We start from the raw sequence: 23,200 nt of genomic DNA, 5'->3' as shown, positions 1-23,200 counted from the left end.
GCCGTATCCTGCGTATGCAGCGGGTTTCTTCAGGGCTGCGGATTCTGCTCTGCAGTCCACGTGTAATGCACGGCATAGTCCAGCACGGCCTTGCCGTTGGCAGGCACGTCGACGCGGAACTCCAACGTGTCGGTGGTCTGCTTGCTGGGCTGGATGCTGGACGAAGCCAGTTTCCATTCGCGCCAGCGGTTGGGGTGTTCGCGCACGGTGACGGTGCGTGCGCTGTCACCGGCATTGGTGAGGGTGATGCGGAAGGCTTCGTCCATCGTGCGGCTGGCCTTGTCCGCGTGGAAGGCGGTGCGTTCGCGCGTGGCGCGCAGGTCGAAGGCGCTGCCCAGCTCGATGGTGGCGTCGCTGCCCTTGGGTGTGTCGTCGATGCGGCCTTCGCCGATGAATTGCGGTGTGCCGTGGCTGTCCTGCGTGAGCACGCGTAGGTAGCCGGCGGGCAGGCTGTCGAAGGCGGTGAACTTGAGCGTGCTGACGATATTGTCGTGACCGCTGCCGCTGTCGAAATCGGGACCGAGCATGGGTTGCTGCGGTTGCCACACATTGCCGTTTTCGACGAGGTTGGTGCGTTCGCATGAAAGCGGACGTGCTTCGTACAGCGGCACCTGGCTGACGCTGCCGTCGGGGAGGCTGACCGGCGCAGGAAGGGTGTAGCTGCGATAGTTGTCCATCTGCTCCTGCTGCGGCATGGGCGCGGCGGCGGCATACGACTTGGCCACCATCATCATCGGCCGCGGTGCGGAAGGCTTGGCGAAGTTCGGCTCGCCCGCAATCAGGGTGAGCTTCGCGTCGTTCCAATCGCGTCCACTGCGATTGGCGATGCTGGCGCGCGATTCGAACTGCATGCGGCAGCCGTTGCCAGGCTGCAGTGTGGCCACGTATGCGGCGCGCCAGCCCAGGCCGGAAGTGGGATAGCTGAGCACGGCCTCGCTATTGCCGCCATGCGCGGCATCCACGCGCAGGCGCAGGCTGGAGCCGGTGGGGAAGTCGCCGCTGCTCACGCGCACGCCGGCGTATTGGCGGATCCAGCTCGTGCCCTGCGCGCTTTCGATCATCAGCCCATCGTCGCCGACGCGCCGCAACGTGCCGTTGGCGAGCGGCTGGCCGTTGTCGCCCAGCACGGTGACCTCGCGGCCGATCAGGCCGGTCAGCGCGGCGCTGCCGCCCTGGCCGAGCAGCAAGCGCTGCGAGACGACTTTGGCATTGCCGTCGGGGAAGCCCAGCGCCAGCGCTTCGGCATCGAGCTGGTCGGGCAGGTCGCCCAGGGTGATGTCCTGCATGCCGGATTGCAGGCTGAGCGTGCGCCGCTCGCGGATCACCGCGTAGCCATCGCTGACCTGGCCATCGCTGCTGCTCGCATACAGTGCGGTGCTGTCGCTGCGGTACAGCGTGATGTCGGCGCCACCCGCGGTGGGCGTGGCGGCGCCGACCGGTGCGGCGATGGCGAGGCCGGCGACGCAGGCCAGTGCGAGGACGGACAGGGCAGGCTGATTCATGGCGGGCTCCTTGCGGGTCTGGAATCTTCTATGGCGGGGCGCACCCTGTGCGCGATAACCCGCGGCCCCGGTCAAGGCATGGAGCCGTCGCGCACAAGGTGCGCCCGTGCGGATTTACCGCTTCTGAGTGGCCGAGCCGTACTGCAGGATGTCGGAGATCTCCGTGGTGGCCTCGCACAGGGCCGCGATGGTGCGTTGCTGCGTCTGCGCCGAGGCGCGCTGCGCGATGAATGGCACGGTGAGCGCGCACACGGCCCGGCCATGCTGCAGCACCGGCGCCGAGAGATCGGTGACCGCATCCACCACATGGCTGCGCGCGCAGGCGTAGCCCTGGTTGCGCACCTGCGCGAGCTGGCGGACCAGCTTCTTGCGGTCGAGGTCGGCCTCCTGGCCGGCGATGATGTCCAGCCAGTGCTCGCGCAACTGCTCGTCCTGGAAGGCGAGCAGCACATGACCGGAGGTGGACTGCGACATCGGCCGGCGATGGCCGATACGCACCACCAGCGCGATCTCGCCCGGCGGATCGGCGCGGGCGATCACCACGATCTGGTCGCGCGAAGGCACCACGAGATGGCAGGCCTGCTCGGTGGTTTCGGCGAGGCGGTGCATCACCGGCAGCGCGGCTTCGATGGCGCTTTTCACCGGCGGCTGTTCCATCGCCAGCAGGAACAGCCGTGGCGTGATGCTGTAGCCGCCGTCGCCTTCCGCGCGGGCCAGGTAGTCGCGCTCCTCCAGCACCTGCAGCATGCGGAAGATCTCGCCGCGAGAGCGGCCGACGCCCTCGGAAATCTCCACGATGCTCAGCGGCTTGTGCGCGCTGGCCAGCAGTTCGAGGATGTCCAGGCCCTTGTCGAGCGCGGGGGCACGGTATTTGGGTGCGGGCTTCATCATGGTCCCGCTAGCTTGCCGCATGTGGCGGGCGACCGCCATGCGGTCGGGCATGTTGCAGTGCGTCTTTGTGCTGGTGAATATCTGTTTCATATTTGCACTGCCGTGTCCGGCATGTGCGGGTTACAACGGGAGAGCGGGGTGGATGCACCAATGACGACGGAATACCCGGCCACGCCGGCAGCCGCAGCGCCGCAAGGCATTCGCCGCTGGCTGCCCTTGCTCCTGATCGTTGGCCTGTTCTTCCTGTGGGGCGCTGCCAACAACCTCAACGACGTGCTGATCGCGCAGTTCAAGAAAGCTTTCGTGCTGGACGATTTCCAGGCGGGCCTGGTGCAGAGCGCGTTCTACCTCGGCTACTTTCTGGTGGCGATGCCGGCGGCGATGTTCATGCGCCGGTTCGGCTACAAGCAGGCGGTGGTGCTGGGCCTGGTGCTGTACGGCATAGGCGCGTTGCTGTTCTGGCCGGCGGCGGAGCTGCACACCTATGGCGTGTTCCTGTTCGCGCTGTTCGTGATCGCCACCGGGCTGGCGTTTCTGGAAACCTCGGCCAATCCGCTGATGACGGTGCTGGGGCCGCCCGATGGCGCGACGCGCCGGCTCAATTTCGCGCAGGCGTTCAACCCGCTGGGCTCCATCGCCGGCGTGGTGGTCGGCCAGCAGTTCATCCTTGCGGGGGTGGAACACACGCCGGTGCAACTGGCTGCAATGAGCGCCGCCGAACGCGCGGCGTATTACGCGGACGCGACGCATGCGGTGCAGTTGCCCTACCTGTGCATCGGGCTGGTCGTGCTGGCGTGGGCTGTATTGGTGCTGCTGGTCCGCTTCCCTGCGGTGACCGCGCCGCATGCGCTCGTCACGCACGCTGCAGGGCGCGACGGCGTGCTGGCGCGGCTGCTGCGCGACCGCGGCTTCACCGGTGCGATGGCGGCGCAGTTCTTCTACGTAGGGGCGCAGGTCGGTGTGTGGAGCTACACCATCCGCTACGTGCAGGCGACGATGCCGGGCACGTCGGCGCAGGTGGCGGCCAATTTCATCCTCGCCGGGCTGGTGTGCTTCATGCTCGGCCGTTTCGCGGGCACCTTGCTGATGAAATACCTGGCGCCGGTGCGCCTGCTGCTGGCATTCGCGCTGATCAATGTCGTGCTCGCGCTGTACGCGCTGGCGTGGCCCGGCCTGAGCGGCGCCTGCGCGCTGGTGGCCTGCAGCTTCTTCATGTCGGTGATGTATCCGACCATCTTCGCGCTGGGCGTGGAAGGCATGGATGACGACGAGCGCAAGCTCGGTTCGGCCTTGCTGGTAATGACCATCATCGGCGGCGCGGTGCTCACCGCAGCGATGGGCAAGGTGTCCGATCTCGCCGGCATCGCGCGTGCGCTGAGCGTGCCGGCCCTGGGTTTTGTGGTGGTAGCGTGGTTCGCGTGGCGGCGCCTGCCGCGCGCCGGCAAGGCGAGGGGCTGATCGTGCCGCGCCTCTACTACGCACTCGACCTGCGCGACGATGCGGCCGCCATCGCCGAGTATGAAAACTGGCATCGGCCCGAGAAGGTCTGGCCCGAAATCGTCGCTTCGATCCGCTCGGCGGGCATCGAGGACATGGAGATTTTCCGCACCGGCAACCGGCTGGTGATGATGATGCAGGTGCCTGACGACTACGACGCTGCAGGCAAGCAGTCGGCCGATGCGGCTGACCCGCGTGTGCAGGCGTGGGAGCAGCTGATGGATGGCTACCAGCAACGCTTGCCGTGGGCGAAGCCGGGCGAGAAGTGGGTGGCGATGCGCGGGATCTTCTCGCTCAGGGCAGCACTGGCCGTCAGCGACACGGCAGAGCAGGGCGCGCGCCGCTAGGCGCATAGCTACGCGGCCGTATCAGTCCGCCGTCTCTTGCCAACGCCCGTCGTGACCGGCGGACGAGGGTTGATAAGCGCGACTGCCCTCAGCTCTTGGTGGTGACGACCAGCACGGTGTCGATCGGATCGAGCGGCTTGGCCGGCAATTGCACGTCGAGCTGCGTGCCGTGCTGCGTGAACTTGAGCGGCTTGTGCTGCGGATCGGCCAGCAGGTAGGCGCCGGTGGCGTGGATGTCCGCGTCGGCGATGTGGAGCGAACTCCCAGGCCATTCGAGCAGGTGGATGTAGACCTTGCCGGGTCGACTAGTGGCGCGCCAATCCCAGGTGGGCACCCACACGGGCTTGCCGTCGGAATCCTTCTGGGTGGCGGAGTAGCTGCCGTGCGGATCGGCGAACGGCGTGGGGCCGGTGCCGTAGATCGATTCGCCGTTGACCTTGAGCCACTGGCCGATGGCCTGCAGGCGCTCGGCCTCGCCTGACGGGATCACACCGTGCGAATCGGGGCCGACGTTGAGCAGGTAGTTGCCGCCCTTGCTGGCGATGTCGACCAGGTTGTGCAGCAGCACGGTGGTCGATTTGAAATCGATGTCGGCGGACTTGTAGCCCCAGGTGCCGTTGATCGTCATGCAGGTTTCCCAGTCCTTGCCGGGAAAGCCCTGCGGCGGGATGTGCTGCTCCGGCGTCTCGGTGTCGCCTTCGTAGCCGCCGCCCAGCCGGTTGTTCCAGATCAGCTGCGGATACTGGTCGAGCAGCTTCACGATCTCCGAGGCGAGCTGCGGCGTCATCTCGCGGGTAGGCGTGTCGAACCACAGTACCGCCGGGTGGTACTTCGCCAGCAGCTCCTTGATCTGCGGGATCGCCTTGGTATGCAGGTAGGTGGCGAAATCGCCGTCCTGCGCCTTGTCCCAGTGTCCACCGATGGCGGCGCCGCCCGGTGCGGTCCAGTCCTGATCCTGCGAGTAGTAGACGCCGAACTTGATGCCTTGCCGCTTCGCCTCGTCGGCCAGGGCGCGCAGCGGGTCGCGCTTGAACGGCGTGGCGTCGACGATGTTGAACGCGTTCGCCTTCGAGTCGAACATCGCAAAGCCGTCGTGGTGCTTGGCCGTGATCACGATGTATTTCATGCCCGCGGCCTTGGCCAGCGACACCCAGGTGTGCGCGTCGAACTGCGTCGGATCGAACTGCGCGGGCAGCTGCTTGTACTCGGCCACCGGGATGCGCGCGTCGTGCATGATCCATTCGCCCGCGCCGTCCACCGGCTTGCCGTGCCACACGCCCGCCGGCACCGAATACACGCCCCAGTGGATGAACATGCCGTAGCGCGCCGCGCGCCACCAGGCCATGCGCGCATCGCGCTGCGCCGGCGTTTCGGTGTCCTGGATCGCCGCGACCGGATGCGTGCCGGTGTTCGTCGGCGTCGCGGCATGCGCCATGGCGCAGGCGGAGACGAGCGCACAGGCGAGGGCGGATTTCACGAGGCGGTACGGCATGTTCATCGCTCAGCTCCAGTGGGTCAGGATTGCCACACCACGCCTTGCGGGAAGGCGTAGTCGCGCAGCGAGCTTTCCTTCATTTCCGCGGAGAAGCCCGGTTCCGAAGGCGCGATGTAGCGGCCTTCGCGTATCACCACCGGGTCGACGAAGTGCTCGTGCAGGTGGTCGACGAATTCGATGGCGCGATCTTCCTTCTTGCCGGTGATCGCCACGAAGTCGGCCATCGCCAGGTGTTGCACCAGTTCGCACAGGCCCACGCCGCCCGCATGCGGAAACACACGCACGCCGAACTTGGCCGCCATCAGCAGGATCGCCAGGTTCTCGTTGACCCCGCCCACGCGGGCCGCGTCGATCTGCACCAGGTCCACCGAACCGGCCTGGAACAGCTGCTTGAACATCACGCGGTTGTGGGTGTGCTCGCCGGTGGAAACCGGCATCGGTGCGACTGCGCGGCGGATCGCCGCGTGGCCGAGGATGTCGTCGGGGCTGGTGGGCTCCTCGATCCAGGCGATGTCGAATGCGATGAGCTGCTTCAGCCAGGCGATGGCATCGGGCACGTCCCAGCGCTGGTTGGCGTCGATGGCGATCTTGATGTCGGGGCCGACCGCTGCGCGCGCGAGGCGGCAGCGCCGCACGTCGTCCGCCGCGTTGAGGCCCACCTTGAGCTTGATCGTGCGGAAGCCGTCGGCGACCGCTTCGTGCGCCAGCCGCTGCATCTTCTCGTCGCTGTAGCCAAGCCAGCCCGGCGAGGTGGTGTAGGCAGGGTAGCCTTCGGCCAGCAGCTGCTCGATGCGCTGCTGCCGGTGCGGCAACGCCGCGCGCAGGATGGCCAGCGCCTCGTCGGGCGTGAGTGCGTCGCTGAGGTAGCGGAAGTCGATGGCGGCGACGATTTCCTCTGGCGACAGCTCGGCGATGTAGCGCCACAGCGGCTTGCCGGCGAGTCGCGCGGCAAGATCCCAGGCGGCGTTGATCACCGCGCCGATCGCCATGTGCATCACGCCCTTCTCGGGGCCGAGCCAGCGCAGCTGCGAATCGCCGACGAGGCGCCGGGCGAAGCCGCCGAGGTCGTTGACGATGGCGTCGACGGAGAGGCCGGCGACGTGCTCGGACAGCGCCGCCAGCGCAGCGGTCTGCACGTCGTTGCCGCGGCCGATGGTGAACACGAAGCCGTGGCCCACCACGCCGGGACGGTCGGTGCGCAGCGTGACGCAGGCGGCCGAGTAGTCCGGGTCGGGATTCATCGCGTCCGAGCCGTCTAGCTCGCGCGACGTGGGGAAGCGCACGTCGAGCGTATCGAGCGCCACGATGTGCGCGGCATGGGTGTCGACGACGCTGCTCATGATTGCGCCGCTTCGCTGTAGGCAACCGTGCGCTGGCGCTGCGTGCCCAGGCCGTCTATGCCCAGCTCGATCACGTCGCCTGGGCGCAGGTACACCGGCGGCTTCAGGCCCAGGCCCACGCCGGCCGGCGTGCCGGTGCTGATGATGTCGCCCGGCTGCAGGGTCATGTAGCGGCTGACGTAGCTCACCAGCTCGGCCACGCCGAAGATCATGTTGCGCGTGTTGCCGTTCTGGTAGCGGTGGCCGTTGACCTCCAGCCACATCGCCAGGTTCTGCGGATCGGCCACTTCGTCGGCGGTGAGCAGCCACGGGCCGATGGGGCCGAAGGTGTCGCAGCTCTTGCCCTTCACCCACTGGCCGCCGTGTTCCAGCTGGAACTCGCGTTCGGACAAATCGTTCACCAGCAGGTAGCCGGCGACGTGGTTCAGCGCATCCGCCGCGCTCACGTGGCGTGCGGCGTCGCCGATCACCACGCCCAGCTCCACTTCCCAGTCGGTCTTGACCGAATCCTTGGGAATGACGACGTCGTCGTTGGGGCCCATGATGGCGCTGGTGGCCTTCATAAAGAGGATGGGCTGCGCGGGCGGCTTCGCGCCGGTCTCGGCGGCGTGGTCGGTGTAGTTGAGGCCGATGCAGATCATCTTGCCCACGTGCGCCACCGGTGCGCCATGGCGCGGTGCGCCGGCGACTTCAGGCAGCGAAGCCGGATCGATGGCTGCGAGCCGCGCGCGGCCCGCGCGTACGAGCGTGCCGGCGTCGATATCGCCGACATGGGCGGAAAGGTCGCGCAGCTTGCCCTGCGCGTCGATCAGGCCGGGGCGCTCCTGGCCGGGTGCGCCGTAACGAACGAGTTTCATGAAGGTGTGCTCAGTTAGACCAGCCGCCATCCACGACGTGGGTGGTGCCGGTAGTGAAGGAGGATTCGTCGGAGGCGAGATACAGCGCGAGCGCGGCGATCTCCTCCGGCGTGCCGAGGCGGCCCATCGGCTGGCGGTCGGTGAAGCTGCGCCACACCGCCTGCTCGTCGCCGCCCAGCGCGCGCACGCGATCGGCCAGCGAAGGCGTCTTCACCGTGCCCGGGCAGATCGCGTTGCAGCGCACGCCGCGCGCCACGTAGTCGGCGGCGATGGCGCGGGTGAGGCCGATCACCGCGGCCTTGGTCGTGCCGTAGGCGAAGCGGTTGGGCACGCCCTTGATGCTGGACGCCACCGAGGACATGTTGATGATGCTGCCGCGGCCGCGCTCCAGCATCGCCGGCAACACGGCGCGGCACAGCCAGTACATGCTGTCCACGTTGATGCGGAACGAGCGCTGCCACGCATCGTCGTCGGTGTCGAGGATGGTGCCCGCGTGCACGAAGCCAGCGCAGTTGAACAGCACGTCGAACGGCGCATTGGCCTCGACCAGCGCGCGGATGGCGGCATTGCTGGTGACGTCCAGCGCCTGTGTGCGGATCGCCGGGTGTTCCTGCGCGAGGCTGGCCAGCGCCGCGGCGTCGATGTCGGTGGCCAGCACCTGCGCGCCCTCGCGCGCGAAGGCGACGGCGGTGGAGCGGCCGATGCCGGCGCCGGCCGCGGTGACGAGGGCGTGCTTGCCTTGCAGCCGTGCGCTCATGCGCGTGACCTCGGTTGGATGTTCATGGCGTGGCTCCTGTGGAAGCGGTGGATGCGTGTGCGCGTTGCGGCCGGTAGAACGCCAGGGCGTTGCGGCCGAAGATGGCGTCGAGAGCGTGCGGCGCGCGTTGCTGCGCTAGCGTGCGGGCGAGTTCCAGCCAGTGCGCGTAGCTGTCGCGCAGCGTGAGCACCGGCCAGTCGCTGCCCCAGATCAGCCGATCCGCGCCGAAGCAGGCGAACAGGTGGTCGACATAGGGATCGAGTGCGTCGATCGGCATGCCGGGCGCCAGTTCGGTCAGCAGGCCGGAGAACTTGCAGTGGACGTTGGGCAGTGCGGCGAGTTCGCGGATGTGCGCGGCCCAGTCGTCGAAACGGCCGCGCGCGATGTCGGGCTTGCCGGCATGGTCGAGCACCCCCCGCAGTTCGCGTTCGCGCTGCAGTCGTTTTTGCAGTGCGGGCAATTGAGCGGGCTTCACCAGCGCGTCGAAAGCGAGTCCCAGTTCCTGTAAGCGGCCGAAGGCTGCATCGAGCGCGGGGCGCGACAGCCAATCGGGATCGGGATGGTCTTGCGCCATCGGTCGCAGGCCGAGCAGCAGGCCTGCGCCGTCGTGCAGCAAGGCATCAATACGCGACGGTGCGCCGGGTGCCTCGAAATCCACCCAGCCCACGACACCAAGGATGTTGCGGTCGGCGCGGGCGAGTTCGAACAGATAACGCGTTTCCGCCTCGCTCGCCGCGGCCTGCACTAGCACGCTGCCGGTCACTTTGGCGGCGGAGCGCTGCGCCTGGAGGTCCGCGGGGAGGAAGTCGCGTTGCAGCGCGGCGGGTGCGTCGTGCAGCCACGCGTAATCGCCGCGATCCACGCGCCAGTAATGCTGGTGGGCGTCGATCAGGTTCATGGCGTGCGCGCGTCGGCGTCGAGCAGGCCGGCCTGGCGCAAGCCGTCCCACAATGCAGGCGGGAGGGTGGCCTGCATGCGTTGTGCGGCGCTGTCCACTTCCGCCGTCGAACGCAGGCCGCACACCACGGTGGCGACGGCGGGATGACCCAGCGGGAATTGCAGCGCGGCGGCAGCGGCACTGACGCCGAATCGGCTGCAGGCGTCGTAGAAGCGCTGGGCGCGGGTGCGCGTCGCGCTGTCGGCAGGGGCGTAGTTGTAAGTATCGCCGGGTGCGCCGTCGGCGCCGAGCAGGCCAGAGTTGTACGGACCGGCCGTCATGATCGCGACGTCCTGCTGCACGGCCAGCGCCATCAGCTGTGCGCTGTCGTGTTGTTCGAACAAGGTGTAGCGGCCCGCCAGCATGATGACATCGAGAGGGAATGCCGGCAGCACCTGCAGGCATACATCCTGTTCGTTGACGCCGAGGCCGATCGCGCCGCACACGCCCTGGCTGCGCAGCTCGGCCATCGCAGGCAGCGCTTCGTCCAGCGCCTGCCGCAGGATGCTTGCGTGGTTGGCGCCGTGGGTCAGCGCGCCGATGTCGTGCAGCAGAAGGATCTCGACGTGGTCGGTGGCCAGTCGGCGCAGGCTGGATTCCACCGAGCGCAGGATGCCGTCGCGGCTGTAGTCGAACACGGCGCGGCGGCCCTGCACGGCGAAGCCGTCATCCACTGCCGGCGTGCTGCCGTCGGCGTCCAGCAAGAGTCGGCCCACTTTGGTGGACAGGCTGTAGTCGCTGCGCGGAACGCCAGCCAGCGCATTGCCGAGTCGCGATTCGCTGAGGCCGTAGCCGTAATAGGGAGCCGTGTCGAAATGGCGCACGCCGAGATGCAGGGCATGGCGTACCGCATCGAGCGCGTCGCGCTCTTCCACGCCTGCATACAGGTTGCCGATGGGGGCGCCGCCGAAGGACAGTCGCGGCAACTGGCGCGCTACGGATTTCCGCGTTTTCGCGGAGCGTGTCGACTCGGGGGCCGTATTGGCGTGCGTCATGGATTCAAACCGCCTTGTGCCTTGCATGCTAGTGTGCACATATGAAACGATGATTTACAAGTGATTATGGATGTTGCCGCCACGGACTCCGGCCCGCCCGAACCAACCAAGGGGTAGCACCGATGTCGAAGTTGCTTGCGCGATGCCTGCTGGGCCTGTCCACGCTGCTGCCGGCCTTGGGCATGGCGTCGGGCATTTCGATCATTCCCGAGCCACAGCATATGCAGGTCGGGCAGGGCAGTTATCGGCTGGATGCGCATGCACGCGTGTCGGCGCCGGGCGATGCGCGCGGCCGCGAGATCGCCGCCTTTCTGCGCGATGCCATTCGTGCGCAGACCGGCATCGCGGTGCAGGAGGGTGATGCCGCGCCCGGCATTGCGCTGAAGCTCGATCCCGCCGTGAAGGGCGAGGAGGCTTACCGCCTCGCGGTGACGCCATCCGGCATCACGATCAGCGCTTCCACCGAAAACGGCCTGTTCTGGGGCGTGCAGACGCTGCGCCAGCTGTTGCCGGTGCAGAAATCGGCGCAGGTGGCGGTGCCCGCGGTGGACATCGAAGACGTGCCGGCCTATCCGTGGCGCGGCGTGATGCTGGACGTCGGCCGGCATTTCTATCCGGTGAGCTTCGTCGAGAAGCAGCTCGACCTGCTCAGCTACTACAAGATCAACACCTTCCACTGGCACCTCACCGACGACCAGGGCTGGCGCATCGAGATCAAGCGCTATCCGAAGCTCACCAGCGTCGGCGCATGGCGCACCGAGGCGGACGGCACGCGCTACGGCGGCTTCTACACGCAGGCGCAGATCCGCGAGGTGGTGGATTATGCGCGCCGCCTCAACATCACCGTGATCCCAGAAATCGAGATGCCGGGGCACAGCGTGGCGGCGATCGCCGCTTATCCCGAATTGTCGTGCAGCAAGAAGCCGGTGGCCGTGACCACTGCCTGGGGCGTGCACAAGAACATCGACTGCGTGGGCGACGAAGGCACCTTCACCTTCATCGAAAACGTGCTGGACGAGGTGCTGCCGCTGTTCCCGTCGAAGTACGTGCACATCGGCGGCGACGAGACGCCCAAGGTCGCCTGGCACGAATGCGCTTCCTGCCAGGCGCTGATGCACAAGCTGGGCCTGAAGGACGAGGACGGCCTACAGAGCTATTTCATCAAGCGCATCCAGCGTTACCTGGAAGGCAAGGGCAAGACCCTGGTCGGCTGGGACGAGATCCTCGAAGGCGGCGCCGACACGCAGGCCATCATCGAAGCCTGGCGCGGCGCGGACGAGCAGGCCAAGGCCTTGGCGAACGGCAACCACGTGGTGGTCGCCGGGCCGTTCTACATCGACCAGGCGCTGGATTCGCTGACGGTGAAGGATGTATTCCGCACCGACATCGCCAACGACAGCAGCCCGGATGATGCGAAGACGGACGCCGCCGTGTTCGCGGCGCACCGTTCGCAGCTGCTGGGCGGCGAGGCGCCGCTGTGGAGCGAGCGGGCGAATCCGTACAACGCCGAATCCAAGATGTATCCGCGCGTGCTGGCCTTCGCCGAGAACCTGTGGCGCGGCAATGCGCACGACGATGCGGCGTGGGCGGATTTCCAGCAGCGCCTGCAGGCGCAATACCCGCGACTCGATGCGTGGCACGTGGCCTACGGGCCGGAAGATCGCGCCGTGGTGAAGTACACAATCGCGACGGATGCACAGGGTGGCTGGCAACTGCACGCACAGCGCGGTTTCGACGACCTGGTGAATCGCTACACGTTGGACGGCAGCATGCCCACCGCCAGCTCGCCTTTGTTCACCGACGTGGTGGCCCTGCACCGGGCCGGCACGCTGCAGGTGGTGCTGTTCCGCAAGGGGCTGCGCTACGACAACCCGGTCCGCTTCACGCTGATGGACAACCTGGCCACCGGCAAGCCGCTGAGCCTCGCCCAGCCGCCTTCGGCCAAGTACGCCCCCGCTGCCGCGCTGACTGATGGCGTGCTGGGCGGCAACGACTTCCACAACGGTCAATGGTCGGGCTGGAACGATGCCGATGTGGACGCCACCATCGACTTGCAGAAGCCTGCGACTGTCCATGCGATCGAGGTGGATTTCCTGCAGGACACAGGTTCGCGCATCCTGCCGCCGCAACAGGTGAGCTTCCAGGTCTCCGGCGACGGAAAGCACTGGACCACGGTCGATACGGAGCAGCCGAAAGCCGACGTGATGGACACGAGCCCGCGCGTGTTCCACATCGCATTCAAGGCGTCCAAGACGCTGGATGCGCACTATGTGCGAGTCGTCGCGAACCGCTACGCCACGTTGCCGGCAGGCTTCGCGAACGGAGCGACGAATACCTGGCTGTTCGCGGACGAGATTCTGGTGCAGTAATCCGAATCGGGTGCGCCGGATCAGAATCGTCCAAGCGCATGACGATGGCCTCCATCAGACTGTCGCCATGACAGTCTGATGGAGGCGGTCGAACATGACGGCATCGGGAATCAGCATCGCGTCGGCGCGCTTTCCGACGGATGGTGAGGTGGTGTGCGAGCTGTTCGCGGAATACGCGGACAGCCTGGGCATCGATCTCTCCTTCCAGGGTTTCGAGGCGGAGTTGGCGCAACTGCCCGGCAAATACGCGCGACCGTTGGGCGACATCCTGATTGCGCGCGACACCGCGGGCGTACCACTGGGATGCGTGGCGCTGCGGCCGACGGCCATGCCGGGCACGGGCGAGATCAAGCGTCTCTACCTGCGTCCCGCGGCGCGCGGGCAGGCGCTAGGGCGTCGCCTGGCGGAAACGGCCATCGCGCGCGCCCGCGAAGCGGGCCATGCACGCGTGGTGCTGGATACGCTCGCCAACATGGATGCCGCGAGGCACCTGTATGCATCGCTGGGGTTCCGTCCCGTGCCGCCTTACTACGACAACCCGTTGCCAGGCACGTCGTACATGGAGCTGGAACTGGGTTGAGCGATCTTCATGCGGCGGCGGCCCAGCCGTCGCGGAAGGCGGCCGGCGTCATGCCGTAAGTGCGGACGAATTCGCGATTGAGGTGCGCCTGGTCATAGAAGCCGGCCACCAATGCCGCTTCCACTACGGAAGCCTGCCGGCGCAGCAGCGCCTTGGCCTGCTGCAGGGCGAGCAGCACATGGAAGTTGTGCAGGTTGCTGCCGGTCTCGCGGCGGAAGGTGCGCGACAGGTGTCCTTCGGATACGGCACAGCCCTGCGCAATGGCAGCGACATTGGTGCGCAGCGAAGGGCGCTCCGCCAGGAGCGCTGTGGCGCGTGTTGCCAGCGTGGCGATTCCACGCGCGCTTGCTCGAGGTGCAGGCACGAAGTGCGAGACGAACGCCCAGCCCTGCCGGTCGATGGGTTCGAAGCGATGGACCACACCGGCCGGCACCACCAGCGTGTCGCCCGCGGCCACGTCGCGGCAGCCTTCGGGCAAGCGCAGCCTCGCGCGGCCGGCGAGCACGCGCACGACTTCGTCGCCGGCATGGAAGTGCGGGCGAAAGCGCCAGGCATGGCGTCCGCCAGCAATGCTCTCGACCGGTGCGCCCGTTTCGCGGTCGACCGCAAATGCGGTGCGGGCGAGAGCGGGGCGGCCATGCATGGCTGCTGGCCTAGCCGACCGCGTCGCGGATTGCCTGCGGCAGCGATACCGGCTTGCCGCTGGTGGGGTCCATCCACACCATCACCACGTTGCCGTCGCAGTAGAGGATGCCGGCGTCGGTGGCGTCAACCAGACGATGGGCGATGGTCATCGAGCTGTTGCCGATGCGCTCGCAGTAGAGCTCCACGTGCAGCTGCGCCGGCCACTCGATCGGCCGGCGGTAGTTGAGCTGCACGGCGGCCATCACCGGCATGCTGTGTTCGTCGAACCACGGGCCGGGCACGTGGCTCAGCCACTGCAGCCGCGCTTCCTCAAGGTAGGTGAGGTAGTTGGAGTTGTTGACGTGGTTGAAGGCGTCGAGGTCGCGCCAACGCGCGGCGATGTCCGCCGTGAAGAGGGGTGCCGGCGTATGCGCCGCATCCACGGCTGCAGTTGCAGCAGCCGGTTCGGTTTTCTTGCCGCGGCGTGCGGGCTTGGGTGATTCGTTGTTGGTATTGCTCATGGGGTCTTCTTCTTTCCGCGCATCGACTTGTGCTTGTCCGCCGAGGCGATGTGCTTGAGTTCGTTCTTCACCCGCTTCGCGGCGGCGGGCTTGGCCTTGGTCTGTTTCAGGTGCGGCGCGAGGAAGCGGCCAGTGTGCGACTCGGGTGTGGCGGCCACGGTTTCCGGCGTGCCGCTGACCAGGATGCGGCCGCCGCCCGCGCCGCCCTCGGGGCCGAGGTCGACCACCCAGTCGGCGGTTTTGATCACATCGAGGTTGTGTTCGATCACCACCACCGTGTTGCCCTGGTCCACCAGCTGGTGCAGCACGTCGAGCAACTGCTCGATGTCGTGGAAATGCAGGCCGGTGGTGGGCTCGTCGAGGATGTACAGCGTGTTGCCGGTGTCGCGCTTGCTGAGCTCCTTGGAGAGCTTCACGCGCTGCGCCTCGCCGCCGGACAGCGTGGTCGCGCTCTGGCCGAGCTTGATGTAGTCCAGGCCCACCGCACGCAGCGTGTCGAGCTTGCGCGCGATCACCGGCACGTTCTCGAACAGCTTCAGCGCGTCCTCCACCGTCATGCCAAGCACGTCGGCGATGGTGTGGCCCTTGTAGTGGATCTCCAGCGTCTCGCGGTTGTAGCGCTTGCCGTGGCAGACGTCACAGGGCACGTAGACGTCGGGCAGGAAGTGCATCTCCACCTTCAGCATGCCGTCGCCTTCGCAGGCCTCGCAGCGGCCGCCGCGCACGTTGAAGCTGAATCGGCCCGGCTCGTAGCCGCGCGCACGCGCCTCGGGCACCTGCGCGAACAGCTCGCGCAGCGGCGTGAACAGGCCGGTGTAGGTGGCCGGGTTGGAGCGGGGCGTGCGGCCGATCGGCGACTGGTCGATGTCCACCACTTTGTCGAACAGCTGCAGGCCCTGCACCGATTTGTACGGCGCTGCCTGCCCGCTGGCGCCGTTGAGTTCGCTGGCGGCGAGGCGGAACAGAGTGTCGTTGACCAGGGTGGACTTGCCCGAGCCGGAGACGCCGGTGACGCAGGTGAACAGACCGGCGGGGACGTCCAGGTCCACGTTCTTCAGGTTGTTGCCGCTGGCGCCGTGCAGGCGCAGCCAGTACGCCTCGTCGTTGGGCTGGCGGCGCTGTTTCGGCACCTCGATGGCGCGTTCGCCGGAAAGGAACTGGCCGGTGACGGAACGCTTCGAGGCCAGGATGTCCTTCACCGTGCCCTGCGCCACCACGTCGCCGCCGTGCACGCCGGCGCCGGGGCCGATGTCGAGCACGTGGTCGGCCATGCGGATGGCGTCCTCGTCGTGCTCGACCACGATCACCGTGTTGCCGAGGTCGCGCAGGCGGGTGAGCGTGCCGAGCAGGCGCTCGTTGTCGCGCTGATGCAGGCCGATGGAGGGTTCGTCCAGCACGTACATCACGCCGACCAGGCCGGCGCCGATCTGCGAGGCGAGGCGAATGCGCTGCGCCTCGCCGCCGGACAGCGTGTCGGCCTGGCGGTCCAGCGTGAGGTAGTTGAGGCCCACGTCGTTGAGGAAGGTGAGGCGCTCGCGGATCTCCTTGATGATCTTCGCCGCGATCTCGCCGCGCCAGCCGGCGAGCGTCAGCTCGGCGAAGAACGCCAGCGCGTCGTCGATGGAGCGATGGGTGAGCGCGGGCAGCGCGTGGTCGGCCACGAACACGTTGCGCGCCGAGCGGTTGAGGCGCTGGCCGCCGCACTCGGGGCAGGGGTGGTCGCTGATGTACTTCGCCAGCTCCTCGCGCACCGCGTTGGATTCGGTTTCCTTGTAGCGCCGTTCCAGGTTGGGGAGGATGCCCTCGAAGGCATGCTCGCGCGTGACCCGGCCGCCGCGTTCGGTGAGGTAGCGGAAGGCGATCTTCTCCTTGCCGCTGCCGTGCAGGATCGACTGCTGGGTGGCCTTGGGCAGGTCGACCCAGGCCGTGTCCACGTCGAAGCCGTAGTGCGCGGCCAGCGACTGCAGCATCTGGAAGTAGTGCGGGTTGCGCCGGTCCCAGCCGCGGATCGCGCCGCCGGACAGCGGCAGTTCCGGATGCCCCACCACGCGCGCGGGGTCGAACACCTGGGTCACGCCCAGGCCGTCGCAGGACGGGCAGGCGCCTACCGGCGAGTTGAACGAGAACAGGCGCGGCTCCAGCTCCGGCAGCGAGTAGTCGCACACCGGGCAGGAATAGCGCGAGGAGAACAGCTGCTCCTTCGCGGACGGGTCGTCCATGTCCGCCAGGATCACCAGCCCGTCGCCCAGTCGCAGCGCGGTCTCGAAGGACTCGGCGAGGCGCTGTTTGATGTCGTCGCGCGGGCGGAAGCGGTCGATCACCGCCTCGATGGTGTGCTTGATGCGCAGGCCCAGCGGCGGCACTGCGTCGAGGTCGTACACCTGTCCGTCCACGCGGGCGCGCACGAAGCCCTGCGCACGCAGCTGCTCGAACACCTGCACGTGCTCGCCCTTGCGCTCGCGCACTACCGGGGCCAGCAGCATCCAGCGCTTCTCGGGGTCGAGCGCGAGGGTGGCGTCCACCATCTGGCTCACCGTCTGTGCCTCCAGCGGGATGCCATGGTCGGGGCAGCGAGGTGTGCCCACGCGGGCGTACAGCAGGCGCAGGTAGTCGTACACCTCGGTGATCGTGCCCACGGTGGAGCGCGGGTTGTGCGAGGTGGACTTCTGCTCGATCGAGATCGCCGGCGACAGGCCCTCGATGTGGTCGACGTCGGGCTTCTCCATCATCGAGAGGAACTGGCGGGCATAGGCCGACAGCGACTCGACGTAGCGCCGCTGCCCTTCCGCGTAGATGGTGTCGAAGGCCAGCGAGGACTTGCCGGAGCCGGACAGGCCGGTGATCACGATCAGCTTGTCGCGCGGCAGGTCGAGGTCGATGTTCTTGAGGTTGTGCGTGCGTGCGCCGCGGATGCGGATGGTGTCCATGCGTAGGGGTCGCAAGGGGGAAAAAGTGAACTATACCAAACTGGACAGGTTAGTTATTGCCATCCCGGCCCGTGCTTTTCGTATTGGTCACGATTTGACCAGCGCGGCCTCTGCTGGCTACAATCCCAGGTTCGTCCGGCCGGAAAGGTCGTGACGGAACCCAAGAGAATAACGACAGAAGGGCTTTTCCCATGAGTTACGCAGTCATCAAGACTGGCGGCAAGCAGTATCGCGTGCAGCAGGGCGACGTCCTGCGCGTGGAGCTGTTGACCGCCGAAGAAGGCGCCAGCGTGAGCTTCGACCAGGTGCTGCTGGTCGGCTCCGGCGAGTCGGTCACCGTCGGTGCGCCGGTTGTCGCGGGCGCCACCGTCAGTGCCACCGTGCGCAAGCATGGTCGCGCCGACAAGGTCCGCATCATCAAGTTCCGCCGCCGCAAGCACTACAAGCGTCAGCAGGGTCACCGCCAGCACTTCACCGAAATCGAGATCACGGGCATCAACGCCTGAGCAACTGGAGCATTGAGTCATGGCACATAAAAAAGGCGTAGGTTCCAGCCGCAACGGTCGCGATTCGAACCCGAAATACCTCGGCGTGAAGGTTTACGGCGGGCAGGCCATCGAGGCCGGCAACATCATCGTGCGTCAGCGCGGCACCCAGTTCCATCCGGGCGCCGGCGTTGGCCTTGGCCGCGACCACACCCTGTTCGCCCTGGTGGACGGCAAGGTGGAGTTCAAGGTCCGCGGCGAGAACAACCGCCGTTTCGTCAGCGTCGTGAAGGCCTAATCCTTTCCGAAGCTGCTGCAAGGGCCCCGCTCCGGCGGGGCTTTTGTTTTTTGCAGGACGTTCCAAGAAACCCTCGCCCTGCCTGCATTGCGCCCGACGTACCATGGGCGCGCTTTCCCATCCCTGATCCCGAAGCCCGCCTCCCATGAAATTCGTCGACGAAGCAATCATCAAGGTCCAGGCCGGCGACGGCGGCAACGGCTGCGCGAGCTTCCGCCGCGAGAAGTTCATCCCGTTCGGTGGCCCGAACGGCGGCGACGGCGGCAGCGGCGGCTCGGTGTGGCTGGTGGCCGACGAGGGCATCAACACCCTGATCGATTTCCGCCACCAGCGCAGCTACAAGGCAGAGCGCGGCGAGAACGGCAGGGGCAGCGACATGTACGGCAAGGGCGGCGAGGACACCACGATCCGCGTGCCGGTGGGCACCATGGTCACCAATGTCGACACCGACGAGATGATCGGCGACCTCACCACGCACGGCCAGCGCCTGCTGGTGGCGCAGGGTGGCAAGGGCGGTCTCGGCAACATTCACTTCAAGAGTTCGGTGAACCGCGCGCCGCGCCAGTTCACCAACGGCACGCCGGGCGAATCGCGCGATCTGAAGCTGGAGCTGCGCCTGCTGGCCGACGTGGGCCTGCTCGGTTTCCCGAACGCGGGCAAGTCCACCTTCATTCGTGCGGTGTCGGCGGCGACGCCGCGCGTGGCGGATTATCCGTTCACCACCCTGCACCCGAATCTCGGCGTGGTGAGCCTGGGCACCGACCAGAGCTTCGTGATCGCCGACATCCCCGGCCTGATCGAGGGTGCGGCCGACGGCGCGGGCCTGGGCATCCAGTTCCTGCGCCACGTGGCGCGCACCAGCCTGCTGCTGCATCTGGTGGACATCGCGCCCGTCGACGACATCGACCCGGTGGAGCAGGTGCGTGCGATCGAGCACGAACTGACCAAGTTCAATCCCGAATTGCTGGAGCGTCCGCGCTGGCTGGTGCTGAACAAGTCCGATGCGCTGCCCGAGGACGAGCGCCAGCAGGTGGCTGAAGACATCGTGCGCCGCCTCGACTGGAAGGAGCCGTGGTTCCTCGTCTCCGCACTGGCGCGCGAGAACACCATGGCGGTGTGCCAGCGGGTGCAGCGCTTCTTCGAGGAACAGCGCGTGGCGCGCGCGGAAGAGCGTGCCGAGATCGCGCCCGGCGACGTACGCCTGCGCGGCGAGTGAGCGATATCGCTGCGCGGTTGCGCGCGGCGCGAATCTGAATTTGCTGCAGGAGCGTGGCCGGGGTGAGGTGGCGTGGGTCACGCAGCCTTGGCAGTTGGCCGAAAACAGGCGATGTCATCGCTAGGTCGTGCTGGCTGTTCCTGAAGAGTGCGGGCATGGATGGTCGCGGCTGGCGTTCGGGTAAAGCAGGCACTCGAAGCTCGCCGTGTTACCGCGTCGAGCCGCGATTCCGGACGAATCGCACCAACTTACACACTCCGGTGCAGGATCAGTTCCAGCACCGCCTTGCTGCCGAAGAAGGCCAGCAGCAGCACGGCCATGCCGATCAGGCACAGGTTCACCGCGCTGCGCCCGCGCCAGCCGTGCTTCCAGCGGCCCCACAACAAGATGCCGAAGATCAGCCACGCGAGCACGCTGAGCACCGTGGTGTGGATCAGGTGCTGGGCGCGGATGTTCTGGATGAACAGCAGGCCGCTCAGCAGGGTCAGCGTGAGCAGGGCGAAGCCGGCGCCGATCAAACGGAACAGCAGCGATTCGGTCTGCGTCAGCGGCGGCAGCGCGCGCATCAGGCGGATCGGTCGGTGCGTGCGTAGCGCGCGTTCCTGCACGGCCAGCAGCACCGCCAGCACCGCGGCGATCGACAGCACGCTGTAGCCGAGCAGGGCGATCGCCACGTGCAGGCTGATCTGCCAGTCCAGCGGATTCGGCGTGGTGGGCGGCGCGAGGAAGACGTCCAGCCCCAGCAGCAGCGCCGCCAGCGGGAACACGATGACGCCCAGGCCGGCCACCGGTTTCGACAGGTTCACCAGCAGGGTCAGTGCTGCCACCACGCAGGCGACCAGCGACAGCGCGGCGAAGAAATGCAGGTCCACCCGCCCACCGTGCGCGCCAAGCAGTACCGCGATATGCAGCAGCAAGGCCACGGTTGCGGCGCCCAGGCCAAGGCGTTGCGGCGTGCGCGGGCAGCCGGTCAACGGCGCGGCAAGCAGGCTGGCGCCACCGAGATAGAACACGATGGCGAGGATGGTGGGCAGTACGAGCGACATGGCCTGGAAGTGTCGCACACGCCCCCAAGCCAGTGAACGCGGCAAATCGCGCGGCGGCACTTGCAATATTTAGAAAAATATCTAATTATCTAGAAACGTTCCCTGATGGCGTCTCCGATGAAGCAGCAGGAAGTGTTCAAGGCCATGGCCGATCCCACGCGGCGCGCGATCCTCAAGCGCCTGCAGGGCGGCCCGCTCACCGCCGGCGAAATCGGCGAGGCATTCGACATCACGCCGGCTTCGCTGTCGCACCACTTCGCGGTGCTCAAGCACGCCGACCTGGTGCGTACCGAGCGGCGCGGGCAGTACATCGTCTATTCGCTCAACAGCACCGTGTTCGAGGACCTCGCGCGGATGCTGCTGGATCTGTTCCCCACCAAGGGCAAGGTTGGAGGCAAGTGATGAAACCGGCACGCACTTTGATCGTTTCGATCGTTTTCCTGGCCATCGCCGTCGGCGTGGCGGTCTGGCTGTGGCCGCAGATGCCGGCGCGCATGCCGGTGCATTGGGGCATCGACGGGCAACCGAACGGATACGCCTCCCGGTTCTGGGCCGTGGCCATGTGGCCTCTGCTGATCGTCGGCCTGGCCGCGCTCACGGCGGCACTGCCGCGCATTTCGCCGAAGCGCTTTGAGATGGAGTCTTTCGCCGGCATCTACGCCGTACTGATGCTGGCGATCCAGGGCGTGATGCTGGTGCTAGGCATCGCGGCCATGCTGGCCGGTGCCGGCCATGCCGTGCCCATGGCGACCATCGCGCCGCTGGCGGTCGGTGTGCTGCTGATGGTGCTGGGCAATTACATGGGGAAGCTACGCCGCAATTTCTTCATCGGCATCCGCACGCCGTGGACGCTGGCCAGCGAAGCGGTATGGGAGCGCACGCACCGTCTGGCTGGCTGGACGTACGTGTTGGCCGGCGCGGCGATAGTCGTCATGGCCCTGGCTGGCGCCATGGCGGGATGGACGCTGGCGCCCGTGATTGTCGTCTTGCTGATCCCGCACGTGTGCTCGTACTTCATCTATCGGCGCCTCGAGGGGCGCCATCCGTCCGAAGGAGATGCGCGATGAAACCTTTTTACGTCTTGTTGGCCGCAGTCACCCTTTCCATCCCGGCGGTTCACGCCGCCGATGCGCCCACGCCGGCCTGCGTGGCCCATGCGGCCGCATCGTTGGATGCCCTGACGCATGGCGACTACGCCGGTGCACGCAAGGACTTCGACGATGCCGTCGCGAGCAAGCTGGATGCCGCCAAGCTCGAACAGGTGTGGGAGCAGCTGCAAGGCTCGCTTGGCGCCTATCAGTCGCATGGCGCGGTGGGGCAGAAAACCATTTCCGGCCACGCCGTCGCTGGCGCGGCGTTGAGCTTCGCCAACATGCAACTGGGCTTCGTGGCGGCATGCGATGCGCAGGACAAGATCAGCAGCTACCGCTTCGTGCCGGTGGAAGCGCTGGCTTCTACGGCCGTGCAGGCGCATGTCGAAGACGGCGGGGTGCGGGTGTCGCCGCTGGATGTGCCGACGCCGGTAGGCCCCTTGCATGGCGCGCTGACGTTGCCGGCGGGAGCAGGGCCGTTTCCCGCGATCGTGCTGGTGGCCGGCTCCGGCGCGCACGACATGGACGAGACCATCGGCCCGAACAAGCCGTTTCGCGACATTGCCGAGGGGTTGGCGCGCGCCGGTGTCGCCACGCTGCGCTACGACAAGCGCACGTTCGATCACCCCGGACGCAGCGCCGATTTCGCGATCGATGCCGAAGTCACCGACGATGCCGTGGCGGCAGCCCGCCTGCTGGCGCAGCAGAAAGAGATCGATCCGAGGCGCGTGTTCGTGCTCGGCCACAGCCTGGGCGCGCTGATGGCGCCGCGCATCGGCCAGCGCGATCCGCAGCTGGCCGGTTTGGTGCTGATGGCTGCGCCGGGCCGCTCGTTGCTGGACGTGTCGGCCCAGCAGGCGCGTGAACAGGGGCAGCGCGCTCACGAGACGGCGGCGCAGATCGCTGCCGACGAACAGGCCATCGCCGCTGAGCAAAAGCTGCTGGCCGGCGCCGATCCGCAGCATCCGCCGGCGGGTTCGTTCGACAACCTGCCGCAGGGCTACTGGCTGAGCTTGTACGACTACCATCAGGTGGAAGTGGCGAAAGCCTTGCCGATGCCCATGCTGCTGCTGCAGGGCGGCAGCGATTTCCAGGTGTCCCCCACGCTGGATTTTGCGCGCTGGCAGCAGGAGCTGGCAGGTCGTCCGCGTACGGCATTCCATCTGTACCCGGGGCTCAGCCATCTGTTCATGCCGGCGGGCAAGACCGGGACGTTGGCCGACTACAAGGCGCCCGCCCATGTGGATGCGAAAGTGATCGACGACATCGCGTCGTGGGTGAAGGCGCAGCCTGCGGGCTGAGCCTCGAACAGGCTCCGGGCGGCCTCGGCTATAATCATCCGTTCGCTCATACCGATGCCGCATCCATGTTCGAATCGCTCAGCCAACGCCTTTGATGTTTTGCTTTTTTATCTAGCCTTTTCAA

General features: G+C 67.0%; 22 protein-coding genes. 10 read left to right on the top strand and 12 right to left on the bottom strand.

The window, feature by feature from the left end:
* Positions 1–29: 29 nt before the first annotated feature.
* On the bottom strand, positions 30–1,502 hold the full coding sequence (locus tag IHE46_RS09390; protein ID WP_192164363.1) for a DUF4139 domain-containing protein: 1,473 nt from the start codon (positions 1,500–1,502) through the stop codon (positions 30–32).
* Positions 1,503–1,616: 114 nt separating this feature from the next.
* A complete protein-coding gene (locus IHE46_RS09385; RefSeq protein ID WP_192164607.1) occupies positions 1,617–2,390 on the bottom strand; it encodes an IclR family transcriptional regulator in 774 nt (257 codons plus the stop codon).
* 153 nt (positions 2,391–2,543) lie between these two features.
* On the opposite strand from IHE46_RS09385, the gene fucP reads away from it, so the two are divergent.
* Complete coding sequence (fucP, locus tag IHE46_RS09380; protein WP_192164362.1) at positions 2,544–3,851, top strand: L-fucose:H+ symporter permease; 1,308 nt, start codon at positions 2,544–2,546, stop codon at positions 3,849–3,851.
* A 2-nt stretch (positions 3,852–3,853) separates the two neighbouring features.
* A complete protein-coding gene (locus IHE46_RS09375) occupies positions 3,854–4,237 on the top strand; it encodes an L-rhamnose mutarotase (protein WP_192164361.1) in 384 nt (127 codons plus the stop codon).
* A gap of 88 nt (positions 4,238–4,325) precedes the next feature.
* Here IHE46_RS09375 and IHE46_RS09370 read toward each other — a convergent pair whose 3' ends face one another.
* The 6 genes from IHE46_RS09370 to IHE46_RS09345 are packed head-to-tail and all read right to left on the bottom strand — an operon-like array spanning position 4,326 to position 10,618.
* On the bottom strand, positions 4,326–5,735 hold the full coding sequence (locus IHE46_RS09370; protein WP_192164360.1) for an alpha-L-fucosidase: 1,410 nt from the start codon (positions 5,733–5,735) through the stop codon (positions 4,326–4,328).
* Between the two features lie 17 nt (positions 5,736–5,752).
* The gene (locus IHE46_RS09365) at positions 5,753–7,072 is read right to left on the bottom strand and encodes an L-fuconate dehydratase (protein WP_192164359.1); all 1,320 of its coding nucleotides are present in this window, start codon (positions 7,070–7,072) and stop codon (positions 5,753–5,755) included.
* On the bottom strand, positions 7,069–7,929 hold the full coding sequence (locus IHE46_RS09360; RefSeq protein ID WP_192164358.1) for a fumarylacetoacetate hydrolase family protein: 861 nt from the start codon (positions 7,927–7,929) through the stop codon (positions 7,069–7,071). The genes IHE46_RS09365 and IHE46_RS09360 overlap by 4 nt, the downstream gene beginning before the upstream one ends.
* A 10-nt stretch (positions 7,930–7,939) precedes the next feature.
* Positions 7,940–8,686: an SDR family oxidoreductase gene (locus IHE46_RS09355; protein WP_192164357.1), complete on the bottom strand. Its 747-nt coding sequence runs from the start codon at positions 8,684–8,686 to the stop codon at positions 7,940–7,942.
* Positions 8,687–8,708: 22 nt separating this feature from the next.
* Complete coding sequence (locus IHE46_RS09350; protein WP_192164356.1) at positions 8,709–9,584, bottom strand: amidohydrolase family protein; 876 nt, start codon at positions 9,582–9,584, stop codon at positions 8,709–8,711.
* Positions 9,581–10,618, bottom strand: a complete 1,038-nt coding sequence (locus IHE46_RS09345; protein ID WP_192164355.1) for an aldo/keto reductase — start codon at positions 10,616–10,618, stop codon at positions 9,581–9,583. The genes IHE46_RS09350 and IHE46_RS09345 overlap by 4 nt, the downstream gene beginning before the upstream one ends.
* A 122-nt stretch (positions 10,619–10,740) precedes the next feature.
* On the opposite strand from IHE46_RS09345, the gene IHE46_RS09340 reads away from it, so the two are divergent.
* Positions 10,741–12,987 (top strand): family 20 glycosylhydrolase, encoded by a 2,247-nt coding sequence (locus IHE46_RS09340; protein ID WP_192164354.1) that lies wholly within the window; start codon positions 10,741–10,743, stop codon positions 12,985–12,987.
* Positions 12,988–13,081: 94 nt separating this feature from the next.
* Positions 13,082–13,567 (top strand): GNAT family N-acetyltransferase, encoded by a 486-nt coding sequence (locus tag IHE46_RS09335; protein WP_192164353.1) that lies wholly within the window; start codon positions 13,082–13,084, stop codon positions 13,565–13,567.
* A gap of 7 nt (positions 13,568–13,574) precedes the next feature.
* Here IHE46_RS09335 and IHE46_RS09330 read toward each other — a convergent pair whose 3' ends face one another.
* The 3 genes from IHE46_RS09330 to uvrA are packed head-to-tail and all read right to left on the bottom strand — an operon-like array spanning position 13,575 to position 17,639.
* Complete coding sequence (locus tag IHE46_RS09330) at positions 13,575–14,210, bottom strand: AraC family transcriptional regulator (RefSeq protein WP_192164352.1); 636 nt, start codon at positions 14,208–14,210, stop codon at positions 13,575–13,577.
* Positions 14,211–14,220: 10 nt separating this feature from the next.
* Positions 14,221–14,712: a thioesterase family protein gene (locus tag IHE46_RS09325; RefSeq protein ID WP_192164351.1), complete on the bottom strand. Its 492-nt coding sequence runs from the start codon at positions 14,710–14,712 to the stop codon at positions 14,221–14,223.
* Positions 14,709–17,639: an excinuclease ABC subunit UvrA gene (uvrA, locus tag IHE46_RS09320; protein ID WP_192164350.1), complete on the bottom strand. Its 2,931-nt coding sequence runs from the start codon at positions 17,637–17,639 to the stop codon at positions 14,709–14,711. The genes IHE46_RS09325 and uvrA overlap by 4 nt, the downstream gene beginning before the upstream one ends.
* Positions 17,640–17,830: 191 nt before the next feature.
* Here uvrA and rplU point away from each other — a divergent pair, with 191 nt between their 5' ends.
* The 3 genes from rplU (at position 17,831) to cgtA (ending at position 19,638) form a co-directional block, all read left to right on the top strand.
* Positions 17,831–18,145: a 50S ribosomal protein L21 gene (rplU, locus tag IHE46_RS09315; protein ID WP_192105614.1), complete on the top strand. Its 315-nt coding sequence runs from the start codon at positions 17,831–17,833 to the stop codon at positions 18,143–18,145.
* A 19-nt stretch (positions 18,146–18,164) separates the two neighbouring features.
* Positions 18,165–18,422 (top strand): 50S ribosomal protein L27, encoded by a 258-nt coding sequence (gene rpmA / locus IHE46_RS09310; RefSeq protein ID WP_192105613.1) that lies wholly within the window; start codon positions 18,165–18,167, stop codon positions 18,420–18,422.
* Positions 18,423–18,567: 145 nt separating this feature from the next.
* Positions 18,568–19,638: an Obg family GTPase CgtA gene (gene cgtA / locus IHE46_RS09305; RefSeq protein WP_192164349.1), complete on the top strand. Its 1,071-nt coding sequence runs from the start codon at positions 18,568–18,570 to the stop codon at positions 19,636–19,638.
* Positions 19,639–19,886: 248 nt separating this feature from the next.
* Here cgtA and ccsA read toward each other — a convergent pair whose 3' ends face one another.
* A complete protein-coding gene (ccsA, locus tag IHE46_RS09300) occupies positions 19,887–20,684 on the bottom strand; it encodes a cytochrome c biogenesis protein CcsA (protein WP_192164348.1) in 798 nt (265 codons plus the stop codon).
* Between the two features lie 117 nt (positions 20,685–20,801).
* Here ccsA and IHE46_RS09295 point away from each other — a divergent pair, with 117 nt between their 5' ends.
* The 3 genes from IHE46_RS09295 to IHE46_RS09285 are packed head-to-tail and all read left to right on the top strand — an operon-like array spanning position 20,802 to position 23,076.
* Entirely contained in the window at positions 20,802–21,086 is a 285-nt protein-coding gene (locus IHE46_RS09295; RefSeq protein ID WP_192164347.1) for an autorepressor SdpR family transcription factor, read from the top strand.
* A complete protein-coding gene (locus IHE46_RS09290; RefSeq protein ID WP_192164346.1) occupies positions 21,086–21,751 on the top strand; it encodes an SdpI family protein in 666 nt (221 codons plus the stop codon). Before IHE46_RS09295 ends, IHE46_RS09290 begins: the two co-directional genes overlap by 1 nt.
* Complete coding sequence (locus IHE46_RS09285; RefSeq protein ID WP_192164345.1) at positions 21,748–23,076, top strand: alpha/beta fold hydrolase; 1,329 nt, start codon at positions 21,748–21,750, stop codon at positions 23,074–23,076. Before IHE46_RS09290 ends, IHE46_RS09285 begins: the two co-directional genes overlap by 4 nt.
* Positions 23,077–23,200: the final 124 nt, after the last annotated feature.

This window comes from Rhodanobacter sp. DHG33, assembly GCF_014843005.1.
Classification (GTDB): domain Bacteria; phylum Pseudomonadota; class Gammaproteobacteria; order Xanthomonadales; family Rhodanobacteraceae; genus Rhodanobacter_A.
Note: the sequence above shows the minus strand (reverse complement) of the source record. Positions and strands in the feature narration are given on the sequence as shown.